Here is a 17,002-nt window from a genome sequence, read left to right as displayed (position 1 = left end):
ATAAATTTACGCCACCTTTATACAAAACGAAAGTTAGCCTAGTTTTAGCGTTAAAATTACAAAATGTTTCTTGAAAATACAGTAAACCCCAAAGAACAATTTGGCTGGATTGAAGTGATATGTGGCTCGATGTTCTCTGGTAAAACAGAGGAATTGATACGCCGTTTAAAACGTGCCCAATTTGCAAAACAGAAAGTTGAAATCTTTAAGCCTGCCATCGACATGCGGTACGATGACGAAAAGGTGGTGTCTCACGATGCCAATGAAATTCGTTCTACACCAGTGCCGGCAGCTGCCAACATTCCTATTTTGGCCGATGGTTGCGACGTGGTTGGTATTGACGAAGCCCAGTTTTTTGACGATGAAATTGTAAGGATTTGCAACGACTTGGCCAATAAAGGGGTTCGGGTGATTGTTGCCGGATTGGATATGGACTATAAAGGTAATCCCTTTGGCCCCATGCCCAACTTAATGGCTACTGCAGAGTATGTTACCAAGGTACATGCCATTTGCACCAAAACAGGAAACTTGGCCCAGTACAGCCACCGAAAAACCCAAAGTGATGCACTCGTTTTGTTGGGGGAAGTAGATGAATACGAACCCTTGAGCAGAGCGGCATTTTACAAATGCATGCTAAGGGACAAAGTGAAGCACATGGACGTGACCGATGCCGAAGATCTTTCACCAAAAAACAAAGAAGAACAGTAATGCCCAAAGCCCAGGAAACTACCCTTGAAATAGACTTAAAAGCCCTCAAGCACAATTATAATTACCTTAAGTCTAAACTCCAACCTGACACTAAATTTTTGGCAGTAGTAAAAGCCTATTCCTATGGGCATGATGCCAATGTAATTGCCAAGTACTTACAGGAACTTGATGTAGACTATTTTGCAGTGGCCTACACTAATGAAGGGGTGGCACTACGCGATGCTGGTATTACGAAACGCATCTTGGTACTGCACCCACAGCCTGCGCATTTTAAACAACTTATTGAACGTTGCTTGGAGCCTAGTTTATACAACTCCAAAGTGTTGAATGAGTTTATCGCTGTTGCAGAAACTGAGCACCAAGCCAATTACCCTGTGCATTTGAAATTCAACACTGGCCTGAACAGATTGGGCTTTTCAGAATATGATGTAAAAGGGATCGCTTCCATTTTGAACCATACTAGAACTGTGAGCGTGAGATCTGTATTTTCTCATATGGCAGCCAGTGAAGACTTAGATGAAAAGGAATTCACCCTGAACCAAATTGAAACTTTTAAAGCCATTGCCAAAGACTTTACCGAAACCCTTGGCTTTAAACCTATGTTGCATATGTGCAACACCTCTGGAATCCTAAATTATCCAGAGGCTCATTTTGATATGGTCCGCAGTGGTATTGGGTTGTATGGCTTTGGAAACTCGGAAGAAGAGAACCAAAACTTCCAACCTATCGGAACGCTTAAATCGGTTATTTCACAAATTCACCATATCAAGAAAGGGGAAACCGTGGGCTACAACCGCGCCTTTAAAGCCGATAAATTTCAGAAAACTGCCACCATCCCTATTGGTCATGCCGATGGTATTGGCAGGCAATATGGACAAGGCAAAGGTGCCGTAACCATCAATGGCCAGCGCGCTCCTATTATTGGAAATGTCTGTATGGACATGATTATGGTAAACATCACCGATATTGATTGCAAAGAAGGAGATGAAGTCATTGTTTTTGGCAAACATCCAACGGCTTCAGAGTTTGCCCAAGGAGCCAATACCATTTCCTATGAAATCCTCACAGCCATCTCACAAAGGGTTAAAAAGGTCATTCTACAATAATCTTTTTAATTGATTTTGAGCTGATTGTTTTTTTGGTATTTTAGTGTTCTAATAACCTAATTAACACACATCTTATGCTAAAAGAATTCAAGGAATTTGCCATGAAGGGCAACTTGGTAGACATTGCCGTGGCCTTCGTGATGGGAGCTGCCTTTAGTAAGGTAGTGGCCTCTTTTACAGGAGGCATTGTATCTCCTTTAATCGGTTTGATTTTCAAATCAGATTTCAAGGACCTTAAGTATGTCATTACCGAAGGCACTGCCAATGACGCAGGTGAAATCACAGGAGAAGTTGCCCTGCTTTACGGAGAGTTTTTGACCAATGTCATCGACTTTATTATTGTGGCTTTCGTGATGTTTATGCTTATAAAGGGCATCAATGCAATGAAGAAAAAAGAAGAGCCAGCTCCTGCCGCACCTGCAGGACCAACCCAAGAAGAATTATTGGCAGAAATTCGGGATTTGCTTAAAAAATAAAATTGTTAAATAAATAACTTTTTGTTATTTGTTGTAAAAAAGCCTTGGTTTTAAAGACACTGAGGCTTTTTTTGTGCCCTAAATACTCAATTAATACTTAGCTTTGCTCAAAACAATTCAAAAACCCTTTAAATACAAAATGTAACATGAAAGTAGCAGTAGTAGGAGCAACCGGAATGGTTGGAGAAGTTATGCTGAAAGTTCTTGCAGAACGCAATTTCCCATTAACAGAATTAATCCCAGTAGCCTCAGAGCGTTCTGTTGGAAAATCAATTACATTTAAGGACAAGGAATATACCGTAGTAGGTTTGGCAGATGCCGTAAACATGAAGCCAGATGTGGCCTTATTTTCTGCAGGAGGAGATACCTCTTTGGAATGGGCACCTAAATTTGCCGAAGTTGGTACAACCGTGGTAGACAACTCTTCTGCTTGGAGAATGGACCCAACAAAAAAATTGGTAGTTCCTGAAATCAACGCCAGCGAATTGACTAAAGAAGATAAAATTATCGCCAACCCAAACTGCTCTACGATTCAGTTAGTAATGGCTTTGGCACCACTTCATAAAAAATATAAAATGAAACGTGTGATTGTTTCTACCTATCAGTCAGTTTCCGGAACTGGTGTTAAGGCAGTAAGACAATTAGAAAATGAAATTGCTGGTGTAGAAGGCGAAATGGCCTACCCTTACCCAATTGGGCGCAATGCCTTGCCTCACTGTGACGTGTTCCAGGACAATGGTTACACAAAGGAAGAAATGAAATTGGCCAAAGAGCCTCAGAAAATTTTGGGTGATAGTTCATTTGCAGTATCCGCAACAGCGGTTAGAATTCCAACTGCTGGAGGACACAGTGAATCTGTAAATGTGGAATTTGAAAATGATTTTGAATTAGCAGATATCAGAACCATTTTAAGTGAAACTCCTGGAGTGATTGTTCAAGATGATACAGCCACAAATACCTACCCAATGCCAATTTATGCGCATGATAAAGACGAGGTATTTGTAGGAAGAATAAGAAGAGATGAATCTCTACCAAATACTCTAAACATGTGGATTGTTGCCGACAATTTACGTAAAGGAGCTGCTACCAACACCATTCAAATTGCTGAATATTTGTTGGAAAACAATTTGATTTAATAATAGATCATAGCTTATATCCTTCCATAACTTAAACGCTCAGTTAACTGAGCGTTTTTTTATGCTATTTTTGCAGCATGCTTCAGGTAAAAAACTTATCATTTCACTATAAAGACAACTCGGTACTAAAAGATGTCAACTTTGAAGTTGGTATTGGCGAGCACCTTTCCATAATTGGGGAAAGCGGCTCAGGTAAAAGTACCCTTCTAAAGTTACTCTATGGTGAACACGACTTGGACCAAGGCGAGATTTTTTGGAAAAACATACAAATTTTGGGGCCAAAATTCAATTTGGTCATTGGCTACGATTTTATGAAATATGTTGCCCAAGAATTTGACTTGATGCCTTTCACTTCCGTGGAAGAGAATATTGGAAAATTCTTATCCAACTTTTATCCTGAAGAGAAACAAGAAAGGATCGCAGAACTCTTGGAAGTTGTAGAATTGACCCACTTTGCCAAAACCAAAGTAAAGACCTTAAGCGGCGGCCAAAAGCAGCGTGTGGCCTTGGCCAGAGCCTTGGCGAAACAACCCGAAATCATGTTACTGGATGAGCCTTTTAGCCACATTGACAATTTTAAAAAACAATCCTTACGCCGAAATGTGTTTCAATACCTAAAACAACATAAAATAACGTGCATTGTAGCCACGCATGACAGCGAGGATGTTTTAGGATTTTCGGACAGAATGATTGTTTTGGACAAGCACCAAATTGTAGGCAATGATTCCCCTGAAAATTTGTTCAACAACCCACAGACACCTTTAATAGCGTCCTTTTTTGGAGAATTCAATATCATTGAAGGAAACATTGTTTACGCTCATCAATTAAAAGTGGTTCCAAATTCCAACCTTAAAGCAACCGTCAAACAAGCCTATTTTAAAGGGGCTTGTTATTTGATTGAAGGGAATTTAGGCGGAAAAACTATTTTTTTTGAACATTTTGAGGAACTAAAACCAGGAACCCTAACTTTTTTGGAGTATTCTAAATAATTTCTAGAATTATCATCTTGTTCCCTCTAAAATTAATCTCCTCCCCAACCTGTTTCCCCAATAACAATTGTCCAATTGGAGTGGCAGCAGAAATGGCATAAAAAGACGTGTTTTCAATATTCAGTTCTCCCAAACTTACAGCAATAAAATAATTTGCTTTATCGGTAAACACCACACTCCCCAAACCAATTATTTTAGAGCTACTGTTAGGATCTATTTTGGATAAAACAGCTTTGGTGCGTTCCAGTTCTGCTAATTGTTGGCCTGCCTTTTCCCGTTCCAATTGCAACATGGCACGACCAGTTTCATGCTTATCTCCAGCACTGCTTTTAGTTTCGGAATTCAGGGATTCTTTAATATCCTGAATATTTTGTTGGCTTACTCTTAACCGCGTTTCAATTAACTCCAAACATTGCTGCAACAACCCGAGTTTTATTGTTTCCTTATTCTTCATTGGGAACAGAGTAATCTAAAGGTCCGTAAAAGCCCATTTGTTTGACAATCCACTGCTTTCTCCCCTGAATGTATGCTGTGGCAGGCTGAGCTTTGTATTGCCTTGGATTTGGTAAAATAGCCGCTATTGCGGCTGCCTCATATTGGGTTAATTTACTGGCAGGCTTTTTAAACCAATAGCGAGAAGCGGCTTCTGCTCCATAAATACCATTTCCCATTTCAATGCTGTTAAGATACACCTCAATAATACGTTCTTTTGGCCAAACCAATTCAATTAAAAATGTGAAATACGCTTCCAATCCTTTGCGCAACCAACTACGTCCTGGCCATAAAAACACATTTTTTGCCGTTTGCTGGCTAATGGTACTTCCTCCTTTTATCCGCCTGCCTTTTTTGTTATTTTCATAGGCCTTTTCAATGGCTTTTACATCGAAACCATGGTGTTTTACAAAGGTTTGGTCCTCACTGCAAATAACGGCCAATTGTAGATTTTTAGAAATTGCTTCAAGAGGTTCCCAATCGTGTTTCCACATGTTTCGCTCTTTCTCCTTTGGCTGCTCATAATAACGAATTACCATCAGCGGTGTGATGGGTACCGGCACCCAACGATAGATAATCACCAAGCCTGCAGAAAGGATAATCCACAGAAAAAAAAGCTTTATAAGAAATCGTAAAAGTTTTTTCATGATATCAATCTAACAATTCTGCCAATTCACTTCCTATCAAGCTGCCAATGGCAACACCCATGCCTCCCAGTCTTACACCACAAAACACATTGTTAGACACTTGCTTCACTATTGGTTTCTTTTGTGAGCCAACGCCCATAATACCACTCCATCTGTTTTCAATTTCAAAAGGGGTATTAGGTAAGATTGTATTTTTAAGCAAATCTTTCAATTGATTTTGAACCAATTCCGTAAGCCCAAATTGTGTAGTTTCCTCTGTTTTAAAATCTAAGTTTCGACCACCACCAAAGAGTATTCTATCCCCAACATTTCTGAAATAATAATACCCTCTATCCAAATGAAAGGTGCCTTTAAACGCTAAGTTTTTGATAGGTTTGGTTACCAGCACTTGAGCTCTTGCCGGCAAGACAGTTTCGTTTAAAAGTTGAGACGCAAATCCGTTAGTGGCCACAAATAATTTGGAAGTTGACACTTCAAAATCCTTCGTTTTTATAACTACACCTGTATTCGTTTCCGAATAGCCTTCAACAACAACGTTATTTAAGATTTTCACTCCCAATGACTGAACTTTACAAAGTAAGGCCTCCATCATTTTTCCAGTGTCAATCTGACCTTCGAAAGGGGTATATAGAAATTTGTTTTGCACATTTTGAAAGCCAAATGTATTTTCCTTAAGTACAAATACATCTTCCTTAAACAAAGGATGAAGCAACTCGTTAACAGATTCCATTTGCCCCAAACAAGCATCAAATAAAGCACTCTGTTCTTGAGTAAACAGTTCGTAACCTCCGTGTTGTTTGAAATCAATAGCGGTATCGGTTAAATTTTGACGCAGTAGTTTTAAGCCCTCCACACGCTTCTGAACCAATTGAAACACGGTTTCCTCATCATGGGACTGCAAATCCTCCAAAATCTCACTAAGACTCCCAAAACAGGCAAAACCGGCGTTTTTGGTACTGGCCCCTTGAGGCAAGATGCCCTTTTCCAAAACAAGCACCTTTGCTTTGGGATAGTTTTGCTTTAAATGCAAAGCGCAGTTCAACCCAACAATACCACTGCCAACAATGGTGAAATCGACGTTGGAGAACCAAGATTGTATTTCCCAAAAAGACCAATTCATATTACGAAGTTACTGTTTTCGTGTTAAGGATGGAAGTGACATCCTTTTTGTTTTTCACAAAAAGATATAACGGACAGCCTGACTTTTGGGCAAATACTTTTGGGCAAAAGGACAGCATAAAAAAACTCCGAACTTTACAATTCGGAGTCTTTATTTTATGAGAATGTGTTATTCTTCATCCTTAAGATCTTGCATTTTGAAACCTTCCATAAATTTAGTGGTATAGTTTCCAGCAAGATACTCTGGGTGGTCCATCAACTGTCTGTGGAAAGGAATGGTTGTTTTAATTCCTTCAATGACGAACTCATCCAAAGCACGCTTCATTTTGTTGATGGCTTCTTCTCTAGTTTGAGCGGTTGTAATCAACTTAGCGATCATGGAGTCGTAGTTTGGCGGAATGGTATACCCTGCATAAACGTGGGTATCCAAACGCACACCATGACCTCCTGGCGCATGTAACGTAGTGATTTTCCCTGGTGACGGTCTGAAATCGTTGAACGGATCTTCCGCATTGATTCTACACTCGATGGAATGTAAATTTGGTTCGTAGTTTTTACCTGAAATTGGCACTCCGGCAGCAACCAAAATTTGCTCACGGATCAAGTCGAAGTCAATTACCTGCTCGGTAATTGGGTGCTCCACTTGGATACGCGTGTTCATTTCCATGAAGTAGAAGTTACGGTGCTTATCCACCAAAAATTCGATGGTTCCCGCTCCTTCGTATTTGATGTATTCAGCCGCTTTTACAGCCGCTTCTCCCATTTTATTTCTTAATTCCTCTGTCATAAATGGCGAAGGAACTTCCTCTGTCAATTTTTGGTGACGACGTTGGATAGAACAATCACGCTCAGACAAGTGACATGCTTTACCTCTGGAATCTCCAACAATTTGGATCTCGATATGTCTTGGCTCTTCGATAAGTTTCTCCATATACATATCATCGTTTCCAAAAGCAGCTTTAGATTCCTGTCTGGCAGAATCCCATGCATTTTTAAGGTCTTCAGCCTTCCAAACCGCACGCATTCCTTTTCCTCCACCTCCGGCAGTAGCCTTCAGCATCACAGGATATCCAACTTCCTTGGCCAATTTTTCGCATTCCTCGTAACTAGCAATGATTCCGTCACTTCCAGGAACACATGGCACGCCGGCTTCCTTCATGGTTGCCTTTGCAGTGGCCTTGTCCCCCATTTTTGAGATCATCTCTGGAGAGGCACCAATAAACTTGATATCGTGTTCTTCACAGATTTTTGAAAACTTGGCATTTTCAGACAAGAATCCATAACCTGGGTGAATTGCATCTGCATTGGTAATTTCTGCAGCTGCAATGATATTTGCCATTTTTAAGTAAGATTCAGAGCTTGGGGCTGGACCAATACAAACCGCTTCATCGGCAAATTTAACGTGCAAACTATCGGCATCTGCTGTAGAATATACAGCTACCGTTTTAATGCCCATTTCCTTACAGGTTCTAATTACACGAAGTGCAATTTCTCCTCGATTGGCAACTAATATTTTTTTAAACATAAATTCTTCAAATTTTCAATATTCAAAAAACAAATCCTGAAGAACCTCTTCTGGTTTTGGAATTGAAAATTGGGATTTTACATTAAGATGGGTCCACTAAAAATAATGGTTGATCAAACTCTACTGGAGAAGCATCATCCACCAATATTTTTACGATTTTACCTGAAATCTCAGATTCTATTTCGTTGAAAAGTTTCATGGCTTCGATTACACAAAGCACATCTCCTTCTTTAATAGTGCTGCCTACCTCCACAAATACAGGTTTGTCTGGTGCTGGCTTACGGTAAAAAGTACCAATAATAGGAGACTTTATAGTTACATATTTTGAATTCTCGTCCGCTGGAGCCGCTACTGGTACAGCAGGCACTGTTGCCTGTACCTCCGCTACTGGAGCAGCTTGTGCGATTGGATTGCTAACTGGTATTTGTTGTAGGATGGTAGTAGATTCACCTTTATCTTCACTTCCTGTCTTAATGGTGATCTTGATATCGTCCATTTCCAATTTAACCTCACTTGCACCCGACTTGGCCACAAACTTGATTAAGTTTTGAATTTCCTTTATATCCATAATAGTTTAATTATATTATTAGTTTAGTTTAAGAATTAGGAATTATAGGCCCATTTTAAATAGACCGATCCCCAAGTAAATCCGCCCCCGAAGGCAGCAAATATTAAGTTATCTCCTTTTTTGAATTGTGATTCGAAGTCGCTTAACAACAACGGTAAAGTAGCCGAAGTTGTATTTCCATAACGATGGATATTTTTAAGAACCTTTTCATCTGGAAGGTTCATTCTGTTCGCTGTAGCATCAATGATACGCAAGTTCGCTTGGTGTGGCACCAACCAAGCCACGTCCTCATGACTAAGGTTATTACGTTGCATAATTTTTTCAGCTACATCGGCCATATTGGATACGGCAAATTTAAATACCGTACGTCCATCTTGATGAACAAAATGTTGACCATTCTCTACAGTCTCAACACTTGGAGGCAAAATAGATCCTCCTGCTTCTATTTTAAGAAACTCTCTTCCCGCTCCGTCGCTTCGCAAATATTCATCTTGAAACCCTAAACCTTCTGTATTTGGTTCAAATAATGCTGCACCGGCACCGTCACCAAAAATAATGCAGGTAGTCCGGTCTGTATAATCAATGATCGAAGACATTTTGTCGGCTCCAATCAACAGAACTTTTTTGTAACGTCCAGATTCTATATACGCCGATGCCGTAGACATTCCGTAAAGGAAGCTAGAGCATGCTGCTTGTAAATCGTAAGCAAATGCATTGGTAGCTCCAATTTCTGAAGCTACATAAACCGCAGTAGATGCCACCAATAAATCTGGGGTAGCCGTAGCCACAATCACCAAATCAATTTCCTTGGGATCTATCTGTTTACGTTCCAATAAGTTTTCTGCTGCTTTGATGGCAAGGTAAGATGTTCCTGCCCCTTCTTTTTTAAGTATTCGCCTTTCTTTAATACCTGTTCTAGAGGTTATCCATTCGTCATTGGTATCAACCATAGTTTCTAGAACTTTATTTGATAGCACAAAGTCTGGCAGATAGGCTCCTACAGCTGTAATTGCCGCTGTGATTTTACTCATTCCTTATTTATTAGTTGTCCGAAATTTTGGCAAAAAAGGCCAAAAACAAGTAAATTTTGACGAAATTACTACTTTTTTAGTCAAATATGACGCAAATTAACTTGTTTTTGAGACTTTAGAAAATTAATCATAAAAAAAACGCTCATTGCTGAGCGTTTTATTATATGCATGCATAATACTTATGCTAAATTCTCTTCTTTTTCAGAGTTGTCAATTAGCACTTGACCTCTATAGTACAACTTTCCTTCGTGCCAATGAGCTCTGTGGTATAAGTGCGCTTCTCCTGTAGTAGGACACGTTGCTATCTGAGGAACAGATGCCTTGTAGTGTGTTCTTCTCTTATCTCTTCTTGTTTTAGAAATCTTTCTTTTAGGATGTGCCATTTTATATGTTATTTATCCGTTAATAGTTTTTTTAATGTATTCCAACGAGGGTCAATCTCCTCTGATGTCTTATGCTCCTTTTCGCCTTTTGGGCTCAACTCTTCCAACTTTTTAAGTACGTCTGACTGCAAAGTGCCATCCAAAACTCCTGGATGCACACGCTTTGCTGGCACGGATAATATGATCAATTCATAGATGTACTGTGCCACGTTTAGTTCGTATTCCCCATGAGGCAAGATCAATATATCTTCATATTCATCATTGTACTCCTCTCCAAACTTCACAACTAAATCAAAATGACCTTTAATGTCTTGGTCAAATGGTTCATTGGTTACATCGCAATTGACATTTACGGTACCTTCAACTGCAAAATGCAACTCCATTAAAGTGGACTTTTTCTCTAAATCCAAATGGGTGTCAATTTTCACGTCGTTGAACTCTTCGTACTCAAAATGTTCAAAGAACTTATTATCAATTTGATAATCAAAATGATGCTTTCCAACCTTTAAACCTACAAATTGTATGGTATATTCTTTTAAGGGCTTCATAGTCACTGTCATTTTGAGCCTGCAAATATATAAATTTTTTATTTATTACTACTTGTTATAAACAAAAAATGTTCATATCTTTTTTGGCGCCTTTTTTAACGGGTTTTTTGAGAGTATTTCATACTCACTTCTATTTTTAAAAATCTGTAACGCGGTGAATACCGCTTCTTTAAACGAACTTTCATCCGCTTTATTGGCTCCAGCAATCTCATAAGCCGTTCCATGGTCTGGCGAAGTCCTAATTTTATCCAATCCCGCGGTAAAATTCACCCCCTGTCCAAAAGAAATAGTCTTGAAAGGGATTAAACCTTGATCATGATAAGAAGCCACCACCGCATCAAAATTTTTATAATTATTGGAACCAAAGAAACTATCTGCCGAATATGGTCCATAAACCAACTTTCCAGATTCCCTAATTTTCTTCAAGGTTGGTCCCAATACTTTATCGTCCTCTTCACCAATTACCCCATTATCACCAGCATGTGGATTAATGCCCAACACAGCTATACGAGGTCTATTAATATTAAAATCCTTCACCAAAGAGGTATACACCGTATTTATTTTCTCTTGAATTAATTGTGGTGTAATTTTTTTTGGAACATCCTTAACAGGAACATGATCGGTAAGCAATCCTACCTTAAGATCTTCGGTTACCATAAACATCAAACTCTTACCTCCCAATTCCTTTGCCAAATAGTCGGTATGGCCAGGAAATTTAAATGTCTCGGACTGAATGTTATGCTTATTGATTGGTGCAGTCACCAAAACATCTACGGTTCCTTTTTTAAGTGCTTGGGTGGCAGCCTCCAAAGATCTCACTGCATAAGTTCCTATTTTTAGATCTTCCTTACCAAATTCAACAGTAACATTTTCTTTCCAAACATTCAAGACATTAATTTTCCCTTCCACTATTTGGCCAAGATCATGGATTCCATGTAAATTAACGCTACTTCCTGTATGTTTCTTATAAAATGACATCACTTTTATGGAGGCAAAAATTACAGGCGTACAAAACTCCAACATTCGTGGATCTTCAAACGTCTTTAAAATAATTTCTGGTCCTATGCCATTTAAATCCCCTACTGAAATCCCAACTCTTATTGTATGTTCTTTTTTCATTAAATATGATTCAATTTTCATACTGCCTCGTGAACATGGCTTCCAAACGATAGCCAAATTCCAAAAAATGACAGTTCATTTAAGTAAATACCGTAATTGTACGTACTTTTATACCTGCAAATTTAACCATTTATTCGACATTATGTTTACTGGAATTATTGAAGACTTAGGCGAAATTATAAAACTGAATACAGAACAGGACAACCTTCATATAACCTTAAAAAGCAAGATTACCCCCGAACTCAAAATAGACCAAAGTGTTGCCCATAATGGTGTTTGCTTGACAGTAGTAAATATTTCAAATGAAGAATATACGGTTACAGCCATTAAAGAAACACTGAACAAAACCAATTTAGGCTCATTAAAAGTAGGTGACCAAGTAAATTTGGAAAGAGCCATGAAATTAGGAGACCGTCTGGATGGTCATATTGTTCAAGGCCACGTAGACCAAATTGCCACTTGCAGTTCTGTAACCAATGAAAATGGTAGCTGGGTATTCACCTTTAGTTACGATACATCTTTACATAATATAACTATTGAAAAAGGATCAATTACCGTAAATGGAGTAAGCTTGACCGTAGTAAACTCTAAGAAAGGAGAATTCAGTGTTGCTATAATTCCTTACACATTTGAACATACCAACTTCAGTCAGTTTGATAAAGGAAGTGTCGTAAATCTAGAATTTGATGTTGTGGGAAAATATATTAGTCAACTATACAGGTTGTATCAATAGAGCGTTTCTATTTTTTCTGTTTAATTTTCATTCTCACACCATAGAATCCAGCTAAGGCCAATAGCAATGGGACCAATCCATCAATAGGCAAACCTGGAGGTATTGTTCCTTTAGGTTCAGGTGGGGGCAATTCTTGAGCAGCACACATAAAACTGACTAATACAAATAAAACCGAGGCTAATATTTTTTTGTTTTGTACTTTCATTATCACTTTAATGCAAAAGCAAGCTTTTAAACTCCAAGTTTAACAATCGTTTTTTATCCTTACTATTAATCAATTCTGAAAACAAATGTTAAAACGAAACGCCTCACAAGGTTAAATTCTAATATGCTTTGAGGTAATTTGGTTCGTAAAATTATAAAAAAAAGTGACCTTACAAAATAAAAGCAAAAAAAATATTCCATAAAAAGCAATAAAATCCGATTAAGTGCATTTTAAAATTTGACCCCAAAAGATAAGTAATGACCGATTCAATGATAAAACAAATAGGTTAATCAAACGTTAGGTTAACCTCAATAATTCCTTAAAATATTTAATGTTTTCTTATTTTCAGTAGTACCACCCAAATTGAAACACGCTTTTAAACTACGAATAAATTGATTTAAAAAACTGAATAGAAACATATATTCCCGTACAATTTTTCTCACCGTCATCCTTTAACCGCAAAATAACAAGTTTATTAGCAAAAAAAAGTGCGATTTATTGCGCTTTTCACAAAAAGCAATACTAATCACATAATCCAAAATCCTTTAACCAATTTTCCAACGCTTTGGTCCAACCTGTACTACTTCCTCTTCCTTTCAAACCAAATCCATGCCCACCTTGATTATAGACATGAAGTTCTGCTGAGATATTATTTTCAACAAGACTGCTGTAGTATCTCAAACTATTTTCAACAGGTACCGCCCCATCATCTGTAGCATGTACCAAAAAAGCTGGTGGTGTTTGCGCATTAATTTGTTCATCTGTAGAAAACTTTTCAACTTCTTCCTTAGATGGATTTTCACCAAGAAGATTGGTTTTCGAACCTTTATGTGTCACACCTTCCTCCATTGAAATTACCGGATAAACTAATATTGAAAAATCAGGTTTTAATGGCACCGTCCCTTCCTCATAAACAACTTCATTGTAAAGCGTAGAAGCCGATGCTGCCAAATGACCTCCTGCAGAAAAGCCCATAATCCCAATTTTATTTTCATCAATATGTAATTCATTGGCATGGGTTCTCACATATCGAATAGCTTGCTGTACATCCTGTAATGGCCCAAAAGATTTATCTTCCATAATACCATCATGCGGAAGTCTATATTTTAAAACCAATGCTGTGACCCCATGCTCATTCAGCCATTTCGCAGGTTGAATTCCCTCTTTATCAAATGACAAATATCCGTAACCACCGCCAGGACAAATAATCACCGCTGTACCATTACTGTTTTCAGGTCTAAACACTGTTAAAGTTGGCTTTGAAACCTTATACACTTTGATTACCTTGCCATCCTTCACCTCGGCTTCCTCTTGGTACTCCTTATCTTCAATAGCATTAGGGACACCATTTGGATATAAGTTAATTTCCTCTTGTGAAAGCATTTTAAATTGTACGGCCAAAAGCATAGATCCGAATACTAACCATTTAAACCAATTCATCTTTTAAAACTTTATTTTCAAAATTATAATTCTATTTAAAATAATCCACCAAAAAACTCTCTGAATCCTTCAAAGCTTGAACAAATCGTTTCGCCACTTCATTTGCACCTAGGGCCGATAAATGTGTATTATCTTCTTTTCCCTCAGGATAGAAAGGATGTTCTCCTGACTCAAAATGAAGATGCAATTTCTCGGAATCTTCCACTCCATAAGCCTCTTCCATTTGCTCTGTTAAATACTGCATATCTACAAAAGGAACATCAAATTCTTTAGCAACCATTCTAACTTCTAATGGATATGCACCATGCGTATCTACCAAAGTTCCCTCCTCATTAAAATTCCTTCTTACAATAGAAGAACACAAAATTGGCCTAGCTCCTTTATGGATAGCCTCCTGAACTATTTTGATTAGATTATGACGATATGCCGTATGAGGATTGGTATATCTTTTTGAATCATTTTCCTTTTGATCATTGTGTCCAAACTGAATAATAACCACATCTTTTGGTTTTAATTTGGCAACCACCGAATCCCAACGCCCTTCAGCAATAAAACTTCTGGTACTGCGCCCGTTTACTGCGTGATTTTCCACAGTCACCTTATCGTTGAAAAATGGCGGTAGCACTTGCACCCAACCATGCTCTGGATTTTCTTCTGGATCCTTCTTATTCGCCATGGTAGAATCACCCACAGCATAAATTGTAATAGTCTCTTGAGGTTCTACTACCTGTTTACTTTGCTTTTGACAGCCCACCAACACTGTTAGCAGCAACAATATTTTAAAATAGTTCATACCACTCTGGTTCATTACTTTTTGGATGTTCGCCCAAGATGTTCTTTTTCGTATATTTCCTTGCTTCTTTCTTATTTAACTGATGCGACCACGGCACCCTTTTTTCTGGATGGAATCCTTCTCCCTTACAATTGTATTCGGCATAAAAGGCATTTTTTTCCGCTTCTGGCTTCGACCAATTATGCCACCCTTCCGAAAGAATATGCCCTTCCATTTCGCAATTCAAAAACACGGTTTGCGCATAAATACGCCACGGCCGTCCCAAATACACTTCTGTCACACCCTTTTCGGCAGTCAACTTACAGTTTAAAAACACATAACCAAAACTTGCCCCTTGAGACGTTGACGCTGCCGTGATATAGGAATCCTTTTTACTATGAATCACACAATTCTCGAACAGTGCCGTAGCCCCTCCAAAAATAAAGTCAGTCGTGCCATCAATATAACAGTCCTTAAAATATTGCTTCCCAATCCCTGAGGCATACAAAGTATCCTGATTCCCTAAAATATTACAGTTATGTATCATAACACGATCTGAAAACAGCGATAAAGCAACAGCCTGTCCAATATCACCCGACGTATTTTGAATGGTCAAATTCCGAGCCTCAAAATCGTTAGCTTGCACCAACATGGTAGGAGTGAAAAAGGTAGAATTTCTTCCAAGATTAATTTTGTCAAAATAATCGTCGTAGGTGATAATTGTGTGCTCCTTACTTTCTCCAACCAATGACAGGTTAGTATTCCACTCATGTACCTTTACCTTTTCATAATACACCCCATTTTTCACAAAAATGGTTATACGATCATACGGAAACGACTTTGTATTATTAATGGCCTCTTGAATACTGGTATATTCCCCAGAACCATCTTTGGCCACCACCATATAACGTTCATTCAATGGTTTTTTATGAATGATTTGCGCTTCTTTACCGAACTTCTCTTTCCATTTTGGGTAACGTTTCAACACCTCTTTAGGTTCATTGGTATACCACGCATAACCATTTCTTCGCTCAGCTCCTATTTCAGCCATGGTGTACTTTTTAATCCCATCACGATCGCAGAAGAAAGGCCTGTTATCGTCCAATTCCATAAAGCGCGCCCAAATAGCTTCGGCATTAGGATCCTGAACCATTATTTTATCAGTTAATTCCCCAGAATCATCATAAAACCGCTCTTCTCGCAAACCTTCAATCTTTACCTTTTTAAACCAAACCACAGCCGCATCAACAGCCTGTACAACTTCAGGGGAAGGCTGTTCCAAAGCCATTAAAAGCAACACAATGTTAGCCGATTCCTTCCCACTTAACGAAGGCAATTCATAGGCCCTTGCCTTAGCAGGCGAAAAAGTTGTCTCATCATGTTGGGCACACCATCCCGTTAAAACCCCATTTTGAACATACTGTGTTTTTAATATACAGTCAATGCCTTTTTCAAAAGCAATATTTACCTTAACTAAAGTTGTTTCATCTGGGTCTATGGAATAATACCCCGACTTATTTTTTAACTCCAAAAGCAGCTTCATGATATTGGCCATGGAATCGTCATTATAGGTGATATGTGAATAATACCCCTTTTTAAGCGGATAAAACTGAGGCCAGCCTCCGTTGTCATATTGGGCTGCCAGTAAATAATCCACGCCTTTTAGAAAAGCCTCTTTATATCTTTCATCGGGAACTTGCCGATACATTTTAGAAAGAAAACGCATTTCCTGAACCGTAGCACCATTATCTGTCGTACAGCCTTCGCCCTGAGTTTTCAACTCCTGCAACTCCTTTTTTTCATTTGAATTCAAAGGCAAATGCATTTGGATGTTTTTGGGCCAACCACCAATATCACGTTGGTATAAAAGAACATTTTCGGCTATTCCCTTAGCCTCTTCCGAAGCAAACCATCCACCTTCTTCCTGATAAATTATTGCCCTCCAGGATTGGTCATGCACTTGAGCCAATACGCCTAAGTTCGCCATCAAACTTATGGCTAAAAA

General features: G+C 38.6%; 18 protein-coding genes. 6 read left to right on the top strand and 12 right to left on the bottom strand.

Annotated features, from left to right (window positions below):
* Nucleotides 1-63: 63 nt before the first annotated feature.
* The 5 genes from BKM32_RS04905 (at nt 64) to BKM32_RS04885 (ending at nt 4,415) form a co-directional block, all read left to right on the top strand.
* The gene (locus BKM32_RS04905) at nt 64-708 is read left to right on the top strand and encodes a thymidine kinase (RefSeq protein WP_053976711.1); all 645 of its coding nucleotides are present in this window, start codon (nt 64-66) and stop codon (nt 706-708) included.
* Complete coding sequence (gene alr, locus BKM32_RS04900) at nt 708-1,814, top strand: alanine racemase (protein WP_076662782.1); 1,107 nt, start codon at nt 708-710, stop codon at nt 1,812-1,814. The genes BKM32_RS04905 and alr overlap by 1 nt, the downstream gene beginning before the upstream one ends.
* 74 nt (nt 1,815-1,888) lie before the next feature.
* On the top strand, nt 1,889-2,290 hold the full coding sequence (gene mscL / locus BKM32_RS04895) for a large-conductance mechanosensitive channel protein MscL (protein WP_053976709.1): 402 nt from the start codon (nt 1,889-1,891) through the stop codon (nt 2,288-2,290).
* 146 nt (nt 2,291-2,436) lie between these two features.
* Nucleotides 2,437-3,426: an aspartate-semialdehyde dehydrogenase gene (locus BKM32_RS04890; protein WP_076662781.1), complete on the top strand. Its 990-nt coding sequence runs from the start codon at nt 2,437-2,439 to the stop codon at nt 3,424-3,426.
* A gap of 77 nt (nt 3,427-3,503) precedes the next feature.
* Nucleotides 3,504-4,415 (top strand): ABC transporter ATP-binding protein, encoded by a 912-nt coding sequence (locus BKM32_RS04885; RefSeq protein ID WP_076662780.1) that lies wholly within the window; start codon nt 3,504-3,506, stop codon nt 4,413-4,415.
* Here the strand turns inward: BKM32_RS04885 and BKM32_RS04880 are convergent.
* The 9 genes from BKM32_RS04880 to pdxA form a co-directional block, all read right to left on the bottom strand.
* The gene (locus BKM32_RS04880; RefSeq protein ID WP_076662779.1) at nt 4,408-4,869 is read right to left on the bottom strand and encodes a 3-oxoacyl-ACP synthase; all 462 of its coding nucleotides are present in this window, start codon (nt 4,867-4,869) and stop codon (nt 4,408-4,410) included. The genes BKM32_RS04885 and BKM32_RS04880 overlap by 8 nt on opposite strands.
* Nucleotides 4,859-5,554, bottom strand: a complete 696-nt coding sequence (mtgA, locus tag BKM32_RS04875; RefSeq protein ID WP_076662778.1) for a monofunctional biosynthetic peptidoglycan transglycosylase — start codon at nt 5,552-5,554, stop codon at nt 4,859-4,861. The genes BKM32_RS04880 and mtgA overlap by 11 nt, the downstream gene beginning before the upstream one ends.
* A gap of 4 nt (nt 5,555-5,558) precedes the next feature.
* Nucleotides 5,559-6,674 (bottom strand): FAD-binding oxidoreductase, encoded by a 1,116-nt coding sequence (locus tag BKM32_RS04870; RefSeq protein WP_076662777.1) that lies wholly within the window; start codon nt 6,672-6,674, stop codon nt 5,559-5,561.
* Between the two features lie 168 nt (nt 6,675-6,842).
* Nucleotides 6,843-8,198, bottom strand: a complete 1,356-nt coding sequence (accC, locus tag BKM32_RS04865) for an acetyl-CoA carboxylase biotin carboxylase subunit (protein WP_076662776.1) — start codon at nt 8,196-8,198, stop codon at nt 6,843-6,845.
* Between the two features lie 82 nt (nt 8,199-8,280).
* Nucleotides 8,281-8,766 carry an acetyl-CoA carboxylase biotin carboxyl carrier protein gene (accB, locus tag BKM32_RS04860; protein WP_076662775.1) on the bottom strand — a complete coding sequence of 162 codons (486 nt, stop codon included), beginning with the start codon at nt 8,764-8,766 and terminating at the stop codon, nt 8,281-8,283.
* Between the two features lie 35 nt (nt 8,767-8,801).
* Nucleotides 8,802-9,797: a beta-ketoacyl-ACP synthase III gene (locus tag BKM32_RS04855; protein ID WP_053976701.1), complete on the bottom strand. Its 996-nt coding sequence runs from the start codon at nt 9,795-9,797 to the stop codon at nt 8,802-8,804.
* A 179-nt stretch (nt 9,798-9,976) separates the two neighbouring features.
* A complete protein-coding gene (rpmF, locus tag BKM32_RS04850; protein WP_076662774.1) occupies nt 9,977-10,180 on the bottom strand; it encodes a 50S ribosomal protein L32 in 204 nt (67 codons plus the stop codon).
* An 8-nt stretch (nt 10,181-10,188) separates the two neighbouring features.
* The gene (locus BKM32_RS04845; protein WP_076662773.1) at nt 10,189-10,728 is read right to left on the bottom strand and encodes a DUF177 domain-containing protein; all 540 of its coding nucleotides are present in this window, start codon (nt 10,726-10,728) and stop codon (nt 10,189-10,191) included.
* A gap of 72 nt (nt 10,729-10,800) precedes the next feature.
* Nucleotides 10,801-11,847 carry a 4-hydroxythreonine-4-phosphate dehydrogenase PdxA gene (gene pdxA / locus BKM32_RS04840; RefSeq protein ID WP_076663055.1) on the bottom strand — a complete coding sequence of 349 codons (1,047 nt, stop codon included), beginning with the start codon at nt 11,845-11,847 and terminating at the stop codon, nt 10,801-10,803.
* A gap of 142 nt (nt 11,848-11,989) precedes the next feature.
* Here pdxA and BKM32_RS04835 point away from each other — a divergent pair, with 142 nt between their 5' ends.
* Nucleotides 11,990-12,580, top strand: a complete 591-nt coding sequence (locus BKM32_RS04835) for a riboflavin synthase (RefSeq protein WP_076662772.1) — start codon at nt 11,990-11,992, stop codon at nt 12,578-12,580.
* Between the two features lie 727 nt (nt 12,581-13,307).
* Here the strand turns inward: BKM32_RS04835 and BKM32_RS04825 are convergent.
* The 3 genes from BKM32_RS04825 to pelA are packed head-to-tail and all read right to left on the bottom strand — an operon-like array spanning nt 13,308 to nt 16,984.
* Nucleotides 13,308-14,225 carry an alpha/beta hydrolase gene (locus BKM32_RS04825; RefSeq protein WP_076662771.1) on the bottom strand — a complete coding sequence of 306 codons (918 nt, stop codon included), beginning with the start codon at nt 14,223-14,225 and terminating at the stop codon, nt 13,308-13,310.
* A gap of 31 nt (nt 14,226-14,256) precedes the next feature.
* Nucleotides 14,257-15,018 (bottom strand): rhamnogalacturonan acetylesterase, encoded by a 762-nt coding sequence (locus BKM32_RS04820; protein ID WP_076662770.1) that lies wholly within the window; start codon nt 15,016-15,018, stop codon nt 14,257-14,259.
* Complete coding sequence (gene pelA, locus BKM32_RS04815; protein WP_123812061.1) at nt 15,005-16,984, bottom strand: pectate lyase; 1,980 nt, start codon at nt 16,982-16,984, stop codon at nt 15,005-15,007. Before pelA ends, BKM32_RS04820 begins: the two co-directional genes overlap by 14 nt.
* Nucleotides 16,985-17,002: the final 18 nt, after the last annotated feature.

The organism is Mangrovimonas sp. DI 80, assembly GCF_001975575.1.
In the GTDB taxonomy this organism is placed as follows: Bacteria; Bacteroidota; Bacteroidia; order Flavobacteriales; family Flavobacteriaceae; genus Mangrovimonas_A; species Mangrovimonas_A xylaniphaga.
The sequence above is the reverse complement of the archived record's forward strand: the minus strand, read 5'-3'. Positions and strand labels throughout refer to the sequence as shown.

What these genes read in the sequence shown, in the direction of transcription:
- pelA (WP_123812061.1), bottom strand. Translation starts at nt 16,984, where the DNA reads ATGGCGAACTTAGGCGTATTGGCTCAAGTGCATGACCAATCCTGGAGG.
- BKM32_RS04905 (WP_053976711.1), top strand. Translation starts at nt 64, where the DNA reads ATGTTTCTTGAAAATACAGTAAACCCCAAAGAACAATTTGGCTGGATT.
- accC (WP_076662776.1), bottom strand. Translation starts at nt 8,198, where the DNA reads ATGTTTAAAAAAATATTAGTTGCCAATCGAGGAGAAATTGCACTTCGT.
- BKM32_RS04845 (WP_076662773.1), bottom strand. Translation starts at nt 10,728, where the DNA reads ATGAAGCCCTTAAAAGAATATACCATACAATTTGTAGGTTTAAAGGTT.
- BKM32_RS04880 (WP_076662779.1), bottom strand. Translation starts at nt 4,869, where the DNA reads ATGAAGAATAAGGAAACAATAAAACTCGGGTTGTTGCAGCAATGTTTG.
- accB (WP_076662775.1), bottom strand. Translation starts at nt 8,766, where the DNA reads ATGGATATAAAGGAAATTCAAAACTTAATCAAGTTTGTGGCCAAGTCG.
- pdxA (WP_076663055.1), bottom strand. Translation starts at nt 11,847, where the DNA reads ATGAAAAAAGAACATACAATAAGAGTTGGGATTTCAGTAGGGGATTTA.
- BKM32_RS04890 (WP_076662781.1), top strand. Translation starts at nt 2,437, where the DNA reads ATGAAAGTAGCAGTAGTAGGAGCAACCGGAATGGTTGGAGAAGTTATG.
- mtgA (WP_076662778.1), bottom strand. Translation starts at nt 5,554, where the DNA reads ATGAAAAAACTTTTACGATTTCTTATAAAGCTTTTTTTTCTGTGGATT.
- BKM32_RS04855 (WP_053976701.1), bottom strand. Translation starts at nt 9,797, where the DNA reads ATGAGTAAAATCACAGCGGCAATTACAGCTGTAGGAGCCTATCTGCCA.
- rpmF (WP_076662774.1), bottom strand. Translation starts at nt 10,180, where the DNA reads ATGGCACATCCTAAAAGAAAGATTTCTAAAACAAGAAGAGATAAGAGA.
- BKM32_RS04825 (WP_076662771.1), bottom strand. Translation starts at nt 14,225, where the DNA reads ATGAATTGGTTTAAATGGTTAGTATTCGGATCTATGCTTTTGGCCGTA.
- alr (WP_076662782.1), top strand. Translation starts at nt 708, where the DNA reads ATGCCCAAAGCCCAGGAAACTACCCTTGAAATAGACTTAAAAGCCCTC.
- BKM32_RS04820 (WP_076662770.1), bottom strand. Translation starts at nt 15,018, where the DNA reads ATGAACTATTTTAAAATATTGTTGCTGCTAACAGTGTTGGTGGGCTGT.
- mscL (WP_053976709.1), top strand. Translation starts at nt 1,889, where the DNA reads ATGCTAAAAGAATTCAAGGAATTTGCCATGAAGGGCAACTTGGTAGAC.
- BKM32_RS04835 (WP_076662772.1), top strand. Translation starts at nt 11,990, where the DNA reads ATGTTTACTGGAATTATTGAAGACTTAGGCGAAATTATAAAACTGAAT.
- BKM32_RS04885 (WP_076662780.1), top strand. Translation starts at nt 3,504, where the DNA reads ATGCTTCAGGTAAAAAACTTATCATTTCACTATAAAGACAACTCGGTA.
- BKM32_RS04870 (WP_076662777.1), bottom strand. Translation starts at nt 6,674, where the DNA reads ATGAATTGGTCTTTTTGGGAAATACAATCTTGGTTCTCCAACGTCGAT.